Raw genomic sequence first — 17,530 nt, forward strand, 5'->3', positions numbered from 1 at the left:
GCCCATGATAGAAAAGGTGGCCGCCCAACCGGTCCAAAGGGGTATGAAAATCCCCTCTCAGAGTCGGCATATTTGGTTCGAACATCCCCATGACCGCTGAACTATCCGCCGGCGCTACCGATCGCGCCGATGTGCCGGCCAGAGCCTTGCTCCTGTTGCCACTGACAGTCGCCTGCGGCGTGTTCATGACCAGCCTCGACCAGAACGTCGTGGTGACGGCGCTGCCGGGCATCGGCCAAAGCCTTGGCCGTCCGCCTAGCCAGCTCGGCCTGCTGATCACCGTCTACGTCGCCAGCCTGATCATCTCGATGCCGCTCGGCGGCTGGGCGGCCGACCGTTTCGGGCTGCGCAACGTCTATTGCTTTGCCTTGCTGGTGTTTGCCGCTGCTTCGGCCATGTGCGGGCTCTCGAACGACCTCTGGATGCTGGTCGGCGCCCGCGCGCTGCAGGGCTTCGGCGGCGCGCTGATGGGAACGCTTGGCCAGGTCGTAATCCTGTCGACCTTCCCGCGCAGCCGGACCTTGAAGATCAACATGTACATATCGCTGGCCGGCCAGTCCGGACCGCTGGTCGGTCCGCTCGTCGGCGGCGCGCTGACTACCTACATCTCCTGGCGCTGGATCTTCTTCATCAACGTGCCGTTCGCGCTCGCGGCCGCGATCCTTGCCGCCTCGCTGTTCCCGACGATGACCAAGCCGGTGCGCACGCGGTTCGATTTTCAAGGCTTTGCGCTGGTCGGCAGCGGCATGCTGCTGCTGGTCTTCGGCATGGACTCGCTGGCGTCGAAAGACGCCGCCGGCGGCATGATCGCGGCCGAGCTTGCGCTGGCGCTCATCATCCTGACGGCAGCCTCCTTCTACTGCCTGCGCGTGCGCAATCCGCTGCTCGATCTCAAGCTCCTGCGCATCCGCACCTTCCGCATCTCGTTTCTTACCGGCGGCGGCCTGGACACGATCGGCCTCAGCTCCGTCGTCTTCCTGCTGCCGCTGATGTTCCAGCTCGGCTTCGGCATGAGCGCGGTGCAGGCGGGATCGCTGACCTTCGTGGCGGCGGTCGGTTCGGTGGGTATGCGTGTCTTCATGCCACGCCTCCTCAACCGTTTCGGTTTTCGCCGCGTGCTGGTCTTCAACACGCCCGTGGTTGCCGCCATGGTCGCGGGCTTCGCCTTGGTGCAGGCAACAACCCCGGTCTGGATCACGCTCACCTACATCTTCGTCTTCGGCGTCTTCCGCTCGGTGCAATGGGCCTCAACCGGCAACCTCGCCTATTCCGACATCGCGCCGGAACAGCTCGCCCGTTTCAGCGCGCTCTACTATATCCTGTGGCAACTGGCGGTCGCCATCAGCGTCGGCCTGGCGGCTGCGATGCTGTCGTTTCTCGCCGGCGGCGGGCCTGCCGTCGCCAGCGACTTCCGGATCCTGTTCGTGATCGAAGGCGTCATCACGCTCTGCGCGCTATCAGCCTATCTCAAGCTGACGCCGCAGGACGGCGCCCATGTGAGTGGCCACGGCGCGCACATGAATACGGAATAGCGGGCTTGCGGCGGACGCAGCCTATTCGCTGAACCTCACCCATTCCTCGAGCGGCTCACGTTCGGTGCGGAAGGCGTTCTCGGGCTTGGATGTGTCTTCATACCCGAGCGCCATGCCGCAGACGACGATCTCCTCGTCGGGAATGCCGAGCACCGGCCGGATCTGGCGGTGATAGGGCGCGAAGGCCGCTTGCGGACAGGTATGCAGACCCCTGCCCCGCGCCGCGACCATGATGTTTTGCAGGAACATGCCGTAGTCGATCCACGAACCCTGGTTGAGCCGGCGGTCGATGGTGAAGATCATGCCGACCGGCGCGTCGAAGAAGACGAAGTTGCGGTCGTGCTGGGCACGCATCTTGTCGACTTCCCTACGTCCTATGCCGAGCGCGCCATAGAGGCCGAACCCGTTGGCACGGCGGCGGGTGAGGTAAGGCTCGAAGAACTGGGTCGGATAATAGCGATATTCGTCCCAGTCGGCTTTTTCGGCACGGATGCCGGAATTCATGATGGCATCCGTGATCCGCTGCTTGGTCCCGCCCTTGGTAACGTAGACCCGCCAAGGCTGCATGTTGGTGCCGGAAGGAGCACGCGCCGCAACAGTCAGTATGTCACGGATCGTCTCGTCGTCGATCATGTCGGGCAGAAATGCCCGCACCGAACGGCGCGACATGATCGCATCGTCGACGATTTCGGCGTCAACCGCGATTCGAGCCTTCTTTTCCAGCATGGGCCGTCCCTTAGCCATGTTCGCGATCGGACGTCCCCACTCGCCGCTCGCGGCGGAGGCTTTGCATGAACCGTCAAAATCCTGCAAGCAAATCTTGAGCATTGGTGAAAATCTACTTGATTTTTTCATGAGCTTCATTTCTCATGAAATTCGCTTGAAAATTTTCATGAAGTGAGCGATTTGGCCTCCCCTACCGCACGAACATTGCAGGGACCTGACGAGCGAGTGCTGGCCGGCGACATCAGAGCGTTGCGCCGAGTGCGCGGGCTTACGCTGGCCGAGATCGCGCTGAAGCTCGGCCGTTCGGTCGGCTGGGTCAGCCAGGTCGAACGCGGGCTGTCGACGCCGTCGCTCAGTGATCTCAGGGCCTTCGCGGAGTTGTTCGGCGTGCCGATCAGCCTCTTCTTCAGCCATGACGTGCCCGTGGAAAGCGAGCGCGGCGTCGTGGTACGCGCCGGCAAGCGCCGCACGCTTGGCACCAGCGAATCCGGCCTCGTGGAGGAGCTTCTGTCACCGGACCTCGGTGGTACCTTCGAGATGGTGCGGTCTGTCTTCGCGCCGGGCGCGGAGTTGAAGAACGAGGCCCGCCGGCCGACCGAGGAGGCCGGATACATCGCGTCGGGGCAGTTCGACATCGAGATTGCGGGCGTCTGGCACCGGCTTGGCGAAGGCGACTCCTTCCGCTTCGAAGGCAAGCCTTACCGCTGGCGCAATCCGGGCAGCGAACCGGCGGTTGTCATCTGGGTGGTTTCGCCGCCGGTCTATTGAGCGCATATCGCCCAAACTGAGCAGCGGTTTGGGATAACGACAGGCATCAAACAAAAATAACGGCGCAGCGCGCTTGAGATTGGGAGAAGAAGATGGCGGGTTTGCCGAGCACGGCGCGCGTGGTGATCATCGGAGGCGGCGTTGTGGGCACCTCGTCGCTCTATCATCTGGCTAAAGCCGGCTGGACGGACTGCGTGCTCCTGGAAAAGAATGAGCTGACCTCCGGCTCGACCTGGCATGCGGCCGGCAATGTGCCTACCTTCTCCTCCTCCTGGTCGCTGATGAACATGCAGCGCTATTCGACCGAGCTCTATCGCGGCCTCGCCGACGCCGTCGACTATCCCATGAATTACCATGTCACCGGCTCGCTCAGGCTCGCCCACACGAAGGAGCGCATCCAGGAATTCCAGCGCGCCAAGGGCATGGGCCGTTACCAAGGCATGGACATGGACGTGATCGGGCTCGACGAAATCAAGCGCCGCTACCCCTTCCTCGAAACACATGAGTTGAAGGGCGCGCTGTACGATCCGAGCGACGGCGACATCGACCCGGCACAGCTGACGCAGGCGCTGGCCAAGGGCGCGCGCGACATGGGTGCGAAAATCATCCGGTTCTGCTCCGTGACAGGTGTGCGCCGCGAAAAGGACGAGTGGGTGGTCGAGACGCCGCAAGGCGAGATCCGCTGCGAGATCGTCGTCAATGCTGCCGGCTACCGTGCCGCCGAAGTCGGCAGGATGTTCGGCCGCGAAGTGCCGATGATGGTGATGAGCCACCAGTACATTTTGTTCGAGGAAATCCCCGAACTCGCCGCCTGGTCGAAGGAGCAGGGCAAGAAGCTGCCGCTGCTGCGCGACGTGGATACCTCCTATTATCTGCGCCAGGAAAAGGCTGGCATGAATCTCGGCCCCTATGAGCGCAATTGCCGCGCGCACTGGGCCACCCACAACGATCCCATGCCGGACGATTTTTCCTTCCAGCTCTTCCCCGACGACCTCGACCGGCTGGAACATTACCTGGCCGACGCCGTCGCCCGTGTGCCGATCCTCGGCACCGCCGGCCTGTCGAAGGTCATCAACGGTCCGATCCCTTATGCGCCGGACGGCAATCCGCTGATCGGGCCGATGCCCGGCGTTCCCAACGCCTTCGAGGCTTGCGTCTTCACCTTCGGCATCGCCCAGGGCGGCGGTGCCGGCAAGGTGCTGGCCGAATGGGTGACGCAAGGCCAGACCGAATGGGACATGTGGTCGTGCGATCCGCGCCGCTTCACCTCCTTTGCTTCCGCGCCGGACTATTGCGTGGCCAAGGGCATGGAGATCTACGGCAACGAATACGCCATCCAGTTCCCGCGCCATGCCTGGCCGGAAGGACGTGACAGGAAACTGTCGCCGATCCACGATCGGATCAAGGCGCTGGGTGCCCGTTTCGACGCCTATAATGGCTGGGAACGCGCCACCTGGTACGCGCAGGACGGCGACGACGTCTCCGAGGAAGCCACGCTGACCTTCCGTCGCGACGGTCCCTGGCAGCAGCGCGTGCGCGAAGAGTGCCTGGCTGTCCGCGACACCGCCGGCATCCTCGACCTGCCCGGCTTCTCGCGCTTCAATCTCGAGGGCCCTGGTGCCGCCGAATGGCTGAGCCGGCAGGTGACCGGCCTGGTGCCGAAACCCGGCCGCATCGGCCTTGTCTATTTCTCCGATGACAAGGGCCGCATCGTCACCGAAATGTCGGTGGTGCGTCATGGCGAGGAGTCCATGACGCTGATCACCGCGGCGGTGGCACAGTGGCATGACTTCGAATGGCTGAAATCGCACATGCCCGGGGATGCGGCGTTCAAGCTGATCGACCGGACGGAAGAATTCTCCACGCAGATCCTGGCCGGTCCCAACTCGCGAAAAATCCTTGCCGACGTCTGTGACGCCGACCTGATCTTGCCTTGGCTGACGCATCAGGAGACCAGGATTGCCGGGCGATGGGCCAAGCTGGTCCGCGTCTCCTTCGCCGGCGAGCTAGGCTGGGAAATCCACACCAGGGTCGACGACACTGCCGCGATCTTCGATGCGATCTGCGCTGCCGGGCAGAATCATGGGCTGAAGCCATTTGGCATGTACGCGCTGGATTCGCTGCGGCTCGAAAAAGGCTACCGGACCTGGAAGGGTGATCTGTCTACCGACTATTCGATCCTGCAGGGCGGGCTAGAGCGCTTTGTCAAATGGGAAAAGCCCGATTTCCGTGGCAAGGTGGCCCTCCAGAACGAAAAACAGCAAGGCGTGAAGAAACGCTTCGTCACGCTGGTCGTCGAAGATCCCGGCGACTGCGACGCACCTTACATGTCGACGCTCTGGCATGACGGCCAGATCGTCGGCGAGACGACATCGGCGGGCTGGGGCCATCGCATCGACAAGGCGATCGCGCTCGGCATGCTGCGCGCCGACCTGACCGAACCCGGCACATCAGTTGAGGTCGAGATCTTCGGCGATCGCTTCAAGGCGATCGTGCAACAGGACGAGCCCTTGTGGGATCCCAGGAACGAAAGACTGCGCGCATGAAGAACGTTATCCTCACTGATGGCGGCATGGGCCAGGAGTTGGTGCGGCGCAGCCGGTCCGAGCCGACGCCGCTGTGGTCGGCCAGGGTGCTGATCGACGAACCGGACCTTGTGCGAGGCCTGCATGCCGAATTCATCCGTGCCGGCGCCCGCGTCATCACCATCAACACCTATTCTGCGACCCCCGAACGCCTGGCGCGCGAAGGCGCGGAAGACCTGTTCAAGCCATTGCAGAAGCTTGGCATCGAGCTCGCCAGGCAAGCGCGCGACGAGGCCGGCGATGCGGCGATCGCCGGCTGCCTGTCGCCGCTCTTCGGCAGCTACGCACCGGCGCTGACGATCTCCTACCAGGACACGCTCGACATCTACCGCCGCATCGTCGCCGAGCAGGCGGACGGTGTCGACCTGTTCCTTTGCGAGACCATGGCGTCGTCGGAGGAAGCGCGCGCGGCCGTCACCGCCGCATCGGAAAGCGGCAAGCCTGTCTGGGTGTCATGGACGCTGGCCGATCACGGCACGCCGCGCTTGCGTAGCGGCGAGACGATTGCGTCGGCGACCGATGCGCTCGGGAATCTGCCGGTGGCGGCGCGGCTGCTCAACTGCTGCCGCCCCGAAGCGATCGCGGCGGCCTTGCCTGAACTGATCGAGCTCGGCGGCCCGGTCGGTGCCTATGCCAATGGCTTCACTTCCACCGAAGCGCTCAAGCATGGCGGCACGGTGGATGTACTGCATGCCCGCCACGACCTCGGTCCGGATGCCTACGCCGACCAGGCTGTCGGCTGGGTGGAAGCGGGTGCGGACATCGTCGGCGGTTGCTGCGAGGTCGGTCCTGCCCATATCGCCGCCTTGCGCGACCGGCTGCAACAGGGCGGCTACGCGATCTCGGGAGTCTCACATGCCTAAACCATCATCGCGCATCACCGGCATCGTGCCATCGGGCAAGGACGGCTGGGAAGTTCATTTCGCCGCCTGGGCCCGCAAGGAAGCCGGCGAGGACATTATCATGCTGTCGGTCGGCGACCACGATTTCGACACGCCGTCGGAGACGATCGAAGCCTGCGTTGCGGCGGTTCGCGGCAGCAACCATCACTACACGCCGCTGCCCGGTCTGCCGCGCCTGCGCAAGGCGATGGCGGCGGCCTCCAGCGCCTGCACCGGTGTCGAGACGACGCCGGAAGAAGTCATCGCCACGCCCGGCGGCCAAGCATCACTTTACGCGGCCGTGCAGGCCGTTCTCGACCCGGGCGACCACGCCATCGTGGTTGCCCCCTACTATGCTACCTATCCCAACACCTTCAGTGCCGCCGGTGCCAGTTTCACCGTCGTCGAAACACCGGCCGAGGATGGGTTCCAACCGCGCGCGGACATGATCCGTGCGGCAATCAAGCCCAACACGCGCGCCATACTGATCAACACACCGAACAACCCGACCGGTGCCGTCTATTCGCGCGAGCCGCTGGAACAGCTGGCCGAAATCTGCCGTGAGCACGATCTCTGGCTGCTGTCCGATGAGGTCTATTGGACGCTGGGCGGCGGCGAGCATGTCTCGCCGCGCTCGCTGCCCGGTATGGCCGAGCGCACGCTGGTGATCAATTCGATGTCCAAGAGCCACGGCATGACCGGCTGGCGCATGGGCTGGCTGACCGGTCCGGAAAAAATGATCACGCTGCTGATCAATCTCAACCTGGTGACGACCTATGGCCTGCCGGCCTTCATCTCGATCGCTTGCACCGAGGCGCTGGAGCAGCACTATGGCGTCAAGGACATCGCCGAACGCTACGCGGCACGCCGCACCGTCCTGCTCGATGCGGTACGCGGCATGAACGATGTCACCGTGCGCGGTTCCGAAGGCGGCATGTATGTCATGCTCGACATATCTGATGTCGAACCCGACGACGAGAAGTTCGCCTTCGCCTTCCTCGACAAGGAGAAGGTCGGCGTCATGCCGGGCTCGAGCTTCGGCGAAGCCGCCGCCGGCCATATCAGAATCAGCCTGTGCCAGCCCGAACCCGTGCTCAGGGAAGCAGCCGCCCGGCTGCGCCGTTTCGTTTCCAGCTACCGTCGTGAGGCCGCATGACCGCCAGGAGCCTTCCCACGAAAGCCATTCCCGCCAAGGCAAGGGCCGTCATCATCGGCGGCGGCGTCTCCGGCTGCTCGGTGGCCTACCACCTGGCCAAGCTTGGCTGGACCGACATCGTGCTTCTGGAGCGCAAGCAGCTGACCTCGGGCACGACATGGCACGCCGCCGGGCTGATCGGCCAGTTGCGCGGCTCGCAGAACATGACCCGGCTGGCGAAATATTCGGCCGATCTCTACGTCAAGCTGGAAGCCGAGACCGAGGTCGGCACCGGCATGCGCCAGGTCGGCTCGATCACCGTGGCGCTGACGGAAGAGCGCAAGCACGAGATCTACCNGATCTACCGGCAGGCATCGCTCGCTCGCGCCTTCGACGTCGATGTGCGCGAGATTTCTCCCAGTGAAGTCAAGGAGATGTACCCGCATCTCAACGTCTCGGACGTGGTCGGCGCCGTGCATCTGCCGCTCGACGGCCAGTGCGACCCGGCCAACATCGCCATGGCGCTGGCCAAGGGTGCCCGCCAACGCGGCGCCACCATCGCCGAGAATGTGAAGGTCACCAAGGTCCATACTAAAAACGGCCGCGTCTCCGGCGTGTCCTGGGCGCAAGGCGAAGGCCAGGGCACGATCGAGACCGACATCGTCATCAACTGCGCCGGCATGTGGGCGCGCGACCTCGGCGCCCAGAACGGCGTGAACATCCCGCTGCACGCCTGCGAGCACTTTTATTTGGTCACCGAGCCGATCCCCGGCCTTGGCCGCCTGCCTGTGCTGCGCGTGCCGGACGAGTGCGCCTACTACAAGGAAGACGCCGGCAAGATGATGCTCGGCGCTTTCGAGCCAGTAGCCAAGCCATGGGGCATGGGCGGCATCCGCGAGGATTTCTGCTTCGACCAGTTGCCGGAGGACATGGACCATTTCGAACCGATCCTCGAAATGGGCGTTAGCCGCATGCCGATGCTGGCGACGGCCGGCATCCACACTTTCTTCAACGGCCCTGAAAGTTTCACCCCTGACGATCGCTACTATCTCGGCGAGGCGCCGGAGTTGCGCGGCTATTGGATGGCGACCGGTTACAATTCGATCGGCATCGTCTCGTCGGGCGGCGCCGGCATGGCGCTGGCGCAGTGGATCAACGATGGCGAAGCCCCGTTCGACCTGTGGGAAGTCGACATCCGCCGCACTCAGCCGTTCCAGAAGAACCGCCGCTATCTCAAGGAACGCGTCTCCGAAACGCTCGGCCTGCTTTATGCCGACCATTTCCCCTATCGCCAGATGGCAACCTCGCGTGGCGTCCGCCGCTCGCCCCTGCACGAGCATCTGAAGGCGCGCGGCGCAGTGTTCGGCGAAGTCGCCGGCTGGGAGCGTGCCAACTGGTTCGCCCGCGAAGGCCAGGAGCGCGAATATCGCTATTCCTGGAAGCGGCAGAACTGGTTCGACAACCAGCGCGAGGAGCATCTGGCGGTCCGCAACAAGGTCGGTCTGTTCGACATGACGTCGTTCGGCAAGATCCGCGTCGAGGGGCGCGACGCCTGTACCTTCCTGCAAAGGCTCTGCGCCAACGACATGGATGTCGCGCCGGGCAAGATCGTCTACACGCAGATGCTCAACCAGCGCGGCGGCATCGAGAGCGACCTCACCGTGTCGCGGCTTTCGGATACGGCTTATTTCCTCGTCGTGCCGGGCGCCACGCTGCAGCGCGACCTCGCTTGGCTGCGCCGGCACGTCGGCGACCAGTTCGTCGTCATCACGGACGTAACCGCCGCTGAAAGCGTGCTCTGCGTGATGGGCCCGGATGCGCGAAAACTGATCCAGAAGGTCAGCCCCAACGACTTCTCCAACGAGAACAATCCCTTCGGCACGTTCCAGGAGATCGAAATCGGCATGGGCCTCGCCCGGGCGCATCGCGTCACCTATGTCGGCGAACTCGGCTGGGAGCTTTACATCTCGACCGAACAGGCCGCCCACGTCTTCGAGGCGATCGACGAGGCCGGCGCCGATGTCGGCCTCAAACTCTGCGGACTGCACACGCTGGATTCCTGCCGCATCGAAAAGGCTTTCCGCCATTTCGGCCACGACATCACCGACGAGGACAATGTGCTGGAGGCGGGCCTCGGCTTCGCGGTGAAGACGGCCAAGGGCGATTTCATCGGCCGAGATGCCGTGCTGAAGAAGAAGGAGGCCGGATTGAACCGCCGCCTGGTCCAGTTCCGCCTCAAGGACCCGCAGCCCCTGCTCTTCCACAACGAGGCGATCCTGCGCGATGGCAAGATCATCGGTCCGATCACTTCGGGCAATTACGGCCACCATCTCGGCGGAGCGATCGGGCTGGGCTATGTGCCGTGCCAAGGGCAGAGCGAGGCGGATGTGCTCGCCTCGACTTATGAAATCGAGATCGCCGGCGAACGGTTTGCGGCTGAGGCATCGGTGAAACCGATGTACGATCCGAGGTCGGAACGGACGAAGATGTAGCGCGGCGCCTCTTCCTTCTCCCCGTTCACGGGCAGAAGGTGGCCCGAAGGGCCGGATGAGGGGCGGCGCGAACGTCTCGAACTGAGGCAAACGCTGACGCTGCCCCTCATCTGCCTGCCCGCATCTTCTCCCCGTAAACGGACAAGGGCGCTAATTGCTCAAAACCGCTCCAGCTTCGCCCGCACCTTGACCAGAAACGCCGCTCGCGTCCGCGGCGTCGAGGCGTCCATCAAGTAATGCGCCAGGAAGAACGTCTTGCAGCGCCTGGCGCACAGGGCCCGCATGCCGCGCAACAAGGTCTTTCGCCCGGGCTGGCCGACGACGACGCTCCACCAGGTCGGTGCACCGCAAGTGGTGATGACGCCGACCTTGGTAACATGCGTCATCAGCGACTTGATCCCTCCCTTGCCCGCCGGCAGCTTGAAGGCGACATCGGTCGCCCACACCCGGTCGAGCCAGCCCTTCAGCATCGCCGGCAGCCCGTACCACCAGGTCGGGTAGACGAACAGGATCGCTTCGGCCCAGTTGAGCAGTTCGAAATGCGGTTTCAGCGCCGGATCCTGCGGCGCCTGACTGTTGTAGGTACGCCGCTCCTCGCAACTCATCACCGGATCGAACTTTTCGGCATAGAGATCGAGCAGCCGCACGTCCCAGCCTCGCCGCGTCAGCACATCCACGGCGGTGTCGCGAATGGCAGCGCAGAAGCTCTCCGGCACCGGATGGCAATAGACGACAAGCGCACGCATCAGAATGCATCCATGCTGGCCGCGACCTTCGCCGTGAAGGACTTCCGGGTTTCATCGGTCGACAGGTTCATTGAATAATGCGCGAGGTAGGTCACCGGCGCGCCCGGCTTGACCGTGGCGCGCAGCATGCGCTTGATCAGTTTTCGCGGCGGATCCCCCATCAGAAAGGCGCGGAACCGGCTGCCGCCATAGGAGGTGACCGCCGCGACCTTTCTTATGTTGTGCAGCGACGGCTGCACCTTGCCGTCGACCAGCTTGAACGACACGTCCGGCAGGAAGACGCGATCAAAGAACCCTTTCAGGATTGCGGGAAAGCCGTAATTCCAGACTGGATAGGAAAGCACCAGCGCATCGGCCCGCAACAGGCGCTCGACATAGGGTGCCGCAGGGTCGGCGGAGCCGCGCGGATTGTGATAGTCCAGCCGTTCCTGGCGGGTGAGCCGCGGTTCGAAATCCTCGGCGTAGAGATCGCAGTCATCGACCGAATGGCCAGCCATCGTGAGCCGCTCGACGATCATCCGGTGCAGGCCGGCATTGAAGCTGGTCTCGACCGGATGGGCATAGAGGACGAGGATGTTCATTACCCTGCCTTTTGCAGTCCCTTGAACAGGAACGTCCGGCCCGAACGGTAGTCATAGTCCGGGTTTTCCCAGGCGATCATCTTGCCGGGGTTTAGCAGGCCTTGCGGGTCGGTCTCGCGCTTGAAGGCGAGTTGCACCGCGTCGGTCTGCTTCATGCCGCCCTCTTCCAGCGTATAGCGGTGCGGGTTGAAGATCGGGCAGCCATTTTCCTCATGCAGGCGGATGATCTCGTTAAGCCGCGCCTCGGTGGTGAACTTGACCAGCGGCAGGCCGAAGCAGGTGATGTTGCCATCCAGCCGCACGAATTCGAGATGCGAGAACACTTCGCCGGGAAACATCCCATCCATTTTCTCGACCAGCGCCAGCTGGTTGGGAAAGGGATAGAGCGACTGCAGGTAGGTGATGGCGGGGTCGACGCGCAGCGCCCGGAGCGTCGTGTGATTCCAGGCCAGTTCATAGGTTGGCGGCAGGCCCTTTTTCTCCTCCGGCGTCGCCGTGGTGGCGTTGTAGATCACCTCACCCCCGGCGCGGCGCGTAAAGGCCAGAAAAGCATCTAGCCCATGTTGCGCCACCATGACGACGCAGATGCTTTGACCTTCCCTGAAGAATTTCTGGTGCCGCTTGAAATAAAGCTGAGGCACGGGTGCTGATATCGGCGTGATCAGCTTGGTCAGGATGCCGTCCTGGCAGGCCAGCGCATTGCCATAGTGCGCCGCATCCATGAATTGGTCGAAGCCGACGATGACGTCGATCCAGTCATAGGCCGCCGTCAGCGGCATCTCGACCTCGGAGATGATGCCATTGGTGCCATAGGCATGGGTCACCTTGTGCAGGTCCTCGCCGGTGAGTTCGAGCACCCTCGGCTCGGCCTCCATCGTCACCACACGCAGGCGCAGCACATTGCCGAAATCACGCAATCCGCCGAAATTGATCGAGCCGACGCCGCCTGAGCCGCCAGCGATGAAACCGCCGATCGAGGCGGTGTTGTAGGTGGAGGGCGATAGCCGCAGCTCCTGCCCGGAATGCGCGCGCGTCGCCTTGTCGATGTCGGCCAGGACCGCGCCCGGCCCGGTCACCACGCGCCCCGGCGCGATCGACTTGATCTCGTTCATCTCGGCGAGATTAAGGACCACACCGCCCGAAAGCGGCATTGCCTGGCCATAATTGCCGGTGCCGCTGCCGCGCGGCGTCACCGGCACGCCATGGCGATGACAGGCGGCAAGCACGCGGATCAGTTCGGCCTCGTTCCTGGGCGTCACGATGAGGTCGCCGGTGACATGGTCGAGCTGTTGTTTCAGCACCGGACTGTACCAGTAGAAGTCGCGGCTCTTCTGCTGGACGATGGCTGGATTGTCGTCGAGTTTTATCCCGTCGAGATCACGTTTGAGTGCCGAAAGATCCATCATTCCACCATCAGTCCGTCGAGTTCGGCATAGTCGGGCAATTGCCGATCTATCGCTCGCCCCGCACGCACGACGATGCGATCCGATTCGGGGCGCGACAGCAATTCCGTCCAGCTTCTACCTTTGAACAGCACGAAGTCGGCATCGCCTCCGGCGGCGAGCGTGCCGAAGCCATCGAGCCGCATCACCTGGGCCGGCGTCGCGGTGACCGCCTGCGGCCAGTCGCCGACCGGATGATCGAAATGCAGGGTGCGCGTTGCCATGCGGTAGACCTCCAGCATGTCGAGATCGCCATAGGCATAGAAGGGATCGCGCGTGTTGTCCGAAGCGACGGCCACGGGAACGCCCCTCGCCTTCATCTCATGCAGCAGCGTCACGCCACGCCAGCGCGGTGTGGTTTGGTCAGCGCGACGGTCCTGCAAATAGAGATTACACATCGGCAGCGACACGATTGCCAGCCCGGCCTTCGCCACCTTGTCCAGCGTGTCCAGCACCTCGAGATCGGGCTGACGCGCCAGCGAGCAGCAATGGCCGACTAGGATGTTGCCCTCGAAGCCGTTCCACAGCGCCGCCTCGGCGATTTTCTTCAGCGAAATTGCGGCGATGTCGTCGGTCTCGTCGGCGTGAAAATCGAGGTCGAGCCCGTGCTTGATCGCTTGCGCGAAGACATGATCGAGCAGCTCTTCCAGGTCCGGCACCATGTAGGTGACGACGCCAAGCACGCCCTTGGCGGCGGTCACGCGTTTGGCCAGCCCGTCGAACCATTTCGTGTCGCGCACGCCCTCGATGCCGAGCAGGCAGGCACCCTGCAATTCGATGCGGCCACGCCATGCGTCGCGCGTCATCTCGAACACAGGCCAGGAGATTTCCTCCTGCGGCGCGACGCTATCGATATGAGTTCTAAGCGCCCTGGTGCCATGCGCGTAGGCCGAGCGCAGCGAGAAATCCATGCGGCGCGCCACATCCTCGGCGGTCCAGCGGGCCATGCGGTCGGCGCCGGCGGCATTGAGCGCGCCCATGAAGGTGCCATCAGGATTGGGTTTTCGCGGCCAGATATGCCCTTTGTCGATATGCGTGTGGCAATCGAGGAAGCAGGGCAGCACGATACGGCCGGCGAGATCGACGGCACCGCTGGATATGGCTGCACGATCGTGCGCTGCGATGGCGGAAATCCTGCCATCTGCGACAGCGATATCGGCAAGCGCAAAGCCGTCGCTGTCATAGGTCGCGGCGAGCCCTGGTGTCAGGGACGCGTGAAGCCGGGCGTTGGCGAGCCGGTATGAACCTGCGTTGGGAATCAAAGGCCTAACGCTCCTGCTTCAGCGCGCTCTCGTGCCAGCGCCGCAAAATGAGATGCGAAATCAGCGACAGCACGAGGAAGATCAGGATGCCGGTGAGCGAGATCAGGAACAGCGCCGCGAACAGCCTTGGCGCGTTGAGCCGGTAACCCGCTTCGATGATGCGCGAGGCAAGCCCGGACGACTGGCCAGTGGCGCCGGCGACGAACTCGGCCACCACGGCGCCGATCAGCGACAGGCCGCCGGCGATCTTCAGCCCGCCGAGGAAATACGGCATCGCCGCCGGCAGTCTGAGATAGCGCAACTGCTGCCAGCGCGTCGCGCCGTTGAGTTTGAACAGGTCGCGCAAATTGCGGTCGACCGAGTTGAGGCCGAGCGTGGTGTTGGACAGGATCGGGAAGAAGGCGACGATCCAGGCGCAGAGCAGGAGCTTGGTCATCTGATTGTCGACATAGATGTTGATCAGCGGAAAGATCGCCACGATCGGTGTAACCTGCAGCACGATGGCGAAGGGGAAGAACGACATCTCCACCCACTTCGACTGGGCGAACAAGACCGCCAGGCCGACGCCACCGACAACCGCCAGCAGCAGGCTGAGGAAGGTGATGCGCAAGGTGACCAGCAGTGCGGAAAACAGCAGGCCGGCATCGTTGTAGAGCGTCCTCAGCACAACGCCGGGGCGCGGCAGGATGTATTGCGGGATCTCGTTCCACACGCAGATGCGGTCCCACAGCCAGATCGCCAGGATCATGATCGCCAGCGGCAGAACCCAGCGGCCGATCCGCTCAAGCCGCTCCTGGCGCACACGGCGCGCTTCCTCGGGGTCGAGTTTCAACGTGCCGTCAATGGCTGTCATGATGCGAGCCCACTGTTGAATTGATGGCATTGACCAACACATCCGAGGCTTGCCGGCAAAGGGCCGCATAGTCAGGCGAGGTGCGAAACGCCTCATCGCGCGGGTAGGAGGCCTCGATCGCGAGTTCGTCGAACACCCTGCCCGGCCGAGCCGCCATGACCACGACGCGGTTGGAGAGAAACACGCTTTCGAACACACTGTGAGTGACGAAGACGACGGTGAAGCGTTCGTCTTGCCACAGTTCCAGCAGGTCGTTGTTGAGTTTGAAGCGGGTGATCTCGTCGAGTGCCGCGAACGGCTCGTCCATCAACAGCACGCGTGGCTTGGTCACCATGGCGCGCGCGATCGAGACGCGCATCTTCATGCCGCCGGAGAGTTCGCGCGGCACGGCGTCCTCGAAGCCGGTGAGGTGCACCCGCGCCAGCATCTCCGTTATCGCCGGGGCGGCTTTGGCGCGGGAGATGCCTTTCAGCCTGAGCGGCAGCCAGACATTGTCGAAGACGCTGGCCCAGGGCAGCAGCGTCGGCTCCTGGAAGACGAAGCCGATATTGGCGCGGTCGAGCGAACCGCCGCCGCGCCAGTCGAGCACGCCGGATGTCGGCGTGGACAGGCCGGCAATCAGCCGCAGCGCCGTCGACTTGCCGCAGCCCGACGGTCCGAGCAGGCTGAGGAAATCACCTTCCCGGATCGTCAGGTCGACATCGCTAAGCGCCGTCACGCCATTGGAAAAGACCTTGCCGACGCCACGCAGCGCCAGCAAGCTCGGAGCCATGCCCGAGGCTGGCGCTTGCGCCACCTGTTCGCGCATCATGCCGGGCCGGCCTATTTCTTCAGCTCGAGCCCGACACCCTTGTTGATGAAGGCCAGCGTGTAGGCTTTCGTGATGTCGATGCCTTCTGGCGTGACCTTGGCCTTGACCATCTTGTCGTAGAAGCTCTTGATACGTTCTTCCTTCATGGCGCCGATGCCGAGCTTCTCGGTGTCGCCGGAATCGGCCAGGCCGAACTTCTTCATCTGCTCGATCGAGAAGGCGATCTGCTCGTCGCTCATGTCAGGATTGTCTTTCTTGATCATGTCGTTAGCGGCCTTGTTGTCACCGTAGAGGTATTTGTACCAGCCCTTGGCCGAGCCATCGACGAAGCACTGGACCACCTCAGGCTTCTTGTCGATCGTCTCCTGCATCACCTCGATCGTGGTCGAATAGGTGTCCCAGCCATAGTCGGCGAGCAGGAACTGGTTCGGCACGAAGCCGCCTTCCTTCTTGACCGCGAACGGCTCCGAGGTGACGTAGCCCTGCTGGATCGACTTCTTGTTGGCGAGGAAAGGCGCGGTGTTGTAGGTGTAGGGCACGCGCTTTGAAGCGTCGAAACCGAGCTCTATGACCATCCACTGGAAGAAGGTCTGCACACCTTCGTCGCCCAGTATGTATTGCTCGGCGTTCTTCAGGTCTTCCCATTTGTCGAGCCCCTCGCCAGGGTGGGACATGATGACCTGCGGGTCCTTCTGGAAGTCGGCTGCCACCACACGCATCGGAATGCCTTGCTGGACGGCGTCGAAGGCCGACAGCAAATTGCCGCCCATGTAGAAATCTATCTTGCCGGCGAGCAGCATCGGCCGGCCGCTGACCTGCGGGCCGCCCTGCATGATGGTGACGTCGAGACCGCAGGCGGCGTAGGTGCCATCGGCCACGGCCTGGTAATAGCCGCCATGTTCCGGCTCGGCGAGCCAGTTGGTGCCGAAAGTGACTTTTTCATTCGCCGCCGCGCCCAGCGTGCTGGCCGCAAGCAGTGCCACCACCGCGGCCGAAATCTTCTGTTTCACGTACATTGACCACCGCCCTTTATTTGCACCGGCGCGTTGCGCGCCGTGCTTGACACCAAAGATTCAAGAAGCAAGACACATGCCACCGGCGTCACGCGCCGGGACCCGCCCGCCTGCACCACAGCCATCTGCGAAAGCCGGAAAGGTCGTGCTGCACCGAAGCGCATCGTGCCTATTTTTTGAACGCCTGTCCACAATCGCACGGGCGACATGCACCACCATCTTGATGGTGGAATGCCTCCGGCCTTAGGCTGGCGATATCCAGGAGATCGCCATGTTCAAGTTCCTCACCCCTAAGTCGATCAAGCCGCCCTTTGCCCGCTACAGCCACGGCGTCGAGGTGCCGGCCGGCAAGCGGCTGGTGCTGTGCTCGGGCCAGGTCGCCATCACGGCGGACGACCAGATACCGGAAGACGCCGGCGCGCAGGCCGAACTCTGCTTCAGGAACATCGCGGCGGTTCTGGGCGAAGCCGGGCTGGGGCTTGGCGACATCGTTCGCATCAACGCCTATGTCACCGACCGCAGCCATCTGCGGCCCTACATGGAGGTCCGCGACCGGCTGTTTTCCAGCCCGGCGCCAGCCTCGACGCTGATGATCGTTTCCGGCTTTGCCCGGCCCGAATTCAAGGTCGAGGTCGAGGCCATCGCGGCCGGGTGATCGACAGGCCGGCCGCACCGCGCTAGGTCTGACCTGCTCATTGAAGAG

Annotated in this window: 15 protein-coding genes; 7 read left to right on the forward strand and 8 right to left on the reverse strand. The window is 63.4% G+C overall.

Translation table 11 applies throughout. The features are described from left to right. The first annotated feature begins 89 nt into the window (after window positions 1-89). On the forward strand, window positions 90-1,532 hold the full coding sequence (locus X739_RS164290; RefSeq protein WP_023769830.1) for an MFS transporter: 1,443 nt from the start codon (window positions 90-92) through the stop codon (window positions 1,530-1,532). Window positions 1,533-1,553: 21 nt separating this feature from the next. On the opposite strand, the gene X739_RS164285 is transcribed toward X739_RS164290, so the two are convergent. Continuing rightward, window positions 1,554-2,258 (reverse strand): nitroreductase, encoded by a 705-nt coding sequence (locus tag X739_RS164285; RefSeq protein WP_023791818.1) that lies wholly within the window; start codon window positions 2,256-2,258, stop codon window positions 1,554-1,556. 171 nt (window positions 2,259-2,429) lie between these two features. Between X739_RS164285 and X739_RS164280 the strand changes: the two genes are divergently transcribed. From X739_RS164280 to X739_RS164260, 5 genes are all read left to right on the forward strand, one after another. Further along, complete coding sequence (locus X739_RS164280; protein WP_224682457.1) at window positions 2,430-3,026, forward strand: XRE family transcriptional regulator; 597 nt, start codon at window positions 2,430-2,432, stop codon at window positions 3,024-3,026. Between the two features lie 92 nt (window positions 3,027-3,118). Beyond that, window positions 3,119-5,572, forward strand: coding sequence for an FAD-dependent oxidoreductase (locus X739_RS164275; RefSeq protein ID WP_023769827.1), 2,454 nt, complete (start codon window positions 3,119-3,121; stop codon window positions 5,570-5,572). Next, window positions 5,569-6,474 carry a homocysteine S-methyltransferase family protein gene (locus X739_RS164270; protein WP_023791823.1) on the forward strand — a complete coding sequence of 302 codons (906 nt, stop codon included), beginning with the start codon at window positions 5,569-5,571 and terminating at the stop codon, window positions 6,472-6,474. The genes X739_RS164275 and X739_RS164270 overlap by 4 nt, the downstream gene beginning before the upstream one ends. After that, window positions 6,467-7,648 carry a pyridoxal phosphate-dependent aminotransferase gene (locus tag X739_RS164265; protein ID WP_023769825.1) on the forward strand — a complete coding sequence of 394 codons (1,182 nt, stop codon included), beginning with the start codon at window positions 6,467-6,469 and terminating at the stop codon, window positions 7,646-7,648. The genes X739_RS164270 and X739_RS164265 overlap by 8 nt, the downstream gene beginning before the upstream one ends. Continuing rightward, on the forward strand, window positions 7,645-10,119 hold the full coding sequence (locus X739_RS164260) for an FAD-dependent oxidoreductase (RefSeq protein ID WP_023791827.1): 2,475 nt from the start codon (window positions 7,645-7,647) through the stop codon (window positions 10,117-10,119). Before X739_RS164265 ends, X739_RS164260 begins: the two co-directional genes overlap by 4 nt. Before the next feature lie 158 nt (window positions 10,120-10,277). Here X739_RS164260 and X739_RS164255 read toward each other — a convergent pair whose 3' ends face one another. The 7 genes from X739_RS164255 to X739_RS164225 are packed head-to-tail and all read right to left on the reverse strand — an operon-like array spanning window position 10,278 to window position 16,830. Next, the gene (locus X739_RS164255; protein WP_023769823.1) at window positions 10,278-10,865 is read right to left on the reverse strand and encodes an NAD(P)H-dependent oxidoreductase; all 588 of its coding nucleotides are present in this window, start codon (window positions 10,863-10,865) and stop codon (window positions 10,278-10,280) included. Then, on the reverse strand, window positions 10,865-11,446 hold the full coding sequence (locus X739_RS164250) for an NAD(P)H-dependent oxidoreductase (RefSeq protein WP_023791830.1): 582 nt from the start codon (window positions 11,444-11,446) through the stop codon (window positions 10,865-10,867). The genes X739_RS164255 and X739_RS164250 overlap by 1 nt, the downstream gene beginning before the upstream one ends. Continuing rightward, window positions 11,446-12,849, reverse strand: coding sequence for an FAD-binding oxidoreductase (locus tag X739_RS164245; RefSeq protein ID WP_031251915.1), 1,404 nt, complete (start codon window positions 12,847-12,849; stop codon window positions 11,446-11,448). Before X739_RS164245 ends, X739_RS164250 begins: the two co-directional genes overlap by 1 nt. Continuing rightward, complete coding sequence (locus tag X739_RS164240; RefSeq protein WP_023791836.1) at window positions 12,849-14,150, reverse strand: cytosine deaminase; 1,302 nt, start codon at window positions 14,148-14,150, stop codon at window positions 12,849-12,851. The genes X739_RS164245 and X739_RS164240 overlap by 1 nt, the downstream gene beginning before the upstream one ends. Window positions 14,151-14,154: 4 nt before the next feature. Beyond that, window positions 14,155-15,003 (reverse strand): ABC transporter permease, encoded by an 849-nt coding sequence (locus tag X739_RS164235; RefSeq protein WP_023791839.1) that lies wholly within the window; start codon window positions 15,001-15,003, stop codon window positions 14,155-14,157. Beyond that, complete coding sequence (locus X739_RS164230) at window positions 14,990-15,814, reverse strand: ABC transporter ATP-binding protein (protein ID WP_023791842.1); 825 nt, start codon at window positions 15,812-15,814, stop codon at window positions 14,990-14,992. Before X739_RS164230 ends, X739_RS164235 begins: the two co-directional genes overlap by 14 nt. An 11-nt stretch (window positions 15,815-15,825) precedes the next feature. Continuing rightward, window positions 15,826-16,830 carry an ABC transporter substrate-binding protein gene (locus X739_RS164225; RefSeq protein WP_015317382.1) on the reverse strand — a complete coding sequence of 335 codons (1,005 nt, stop codon included), beginning with the start codon at window positions 16,828-16,830 and terminating at the stop codon, window positions 15,826-15,828. Between the two features lie 268 nt (window positions 16,831-17,098). On the opposite strand from X739_RS164225, the gene X739_RS164220 reads away from it, so the two are divergent. After that, the gene (locus X739_RS164220) at window positions 17,099-17,482 is read left to right on the forward strand and encodes a RidA family protein (RefSeq protein ID WP_023769817.1); all 384 of its coding nucleotides are present in this window, start codon (window positions 17,099-17,101) and stop codon (window positions 17,480-17,482) included. The last annotated feature ends 48 nt before the right edge of the window (window positions 17,483-17,530 follow it).

This window comes from Mesorhizobium sp. LNHC209A00, assembly GCF_000502915.1.
In the GTDB taxonomy this organism is placed as follows: domain Bacteria; phylum Pseudomonadota; class Alphaproteobacteria; order Rhizobiales; family Rhizobiaceae; genus Mesorhizobium.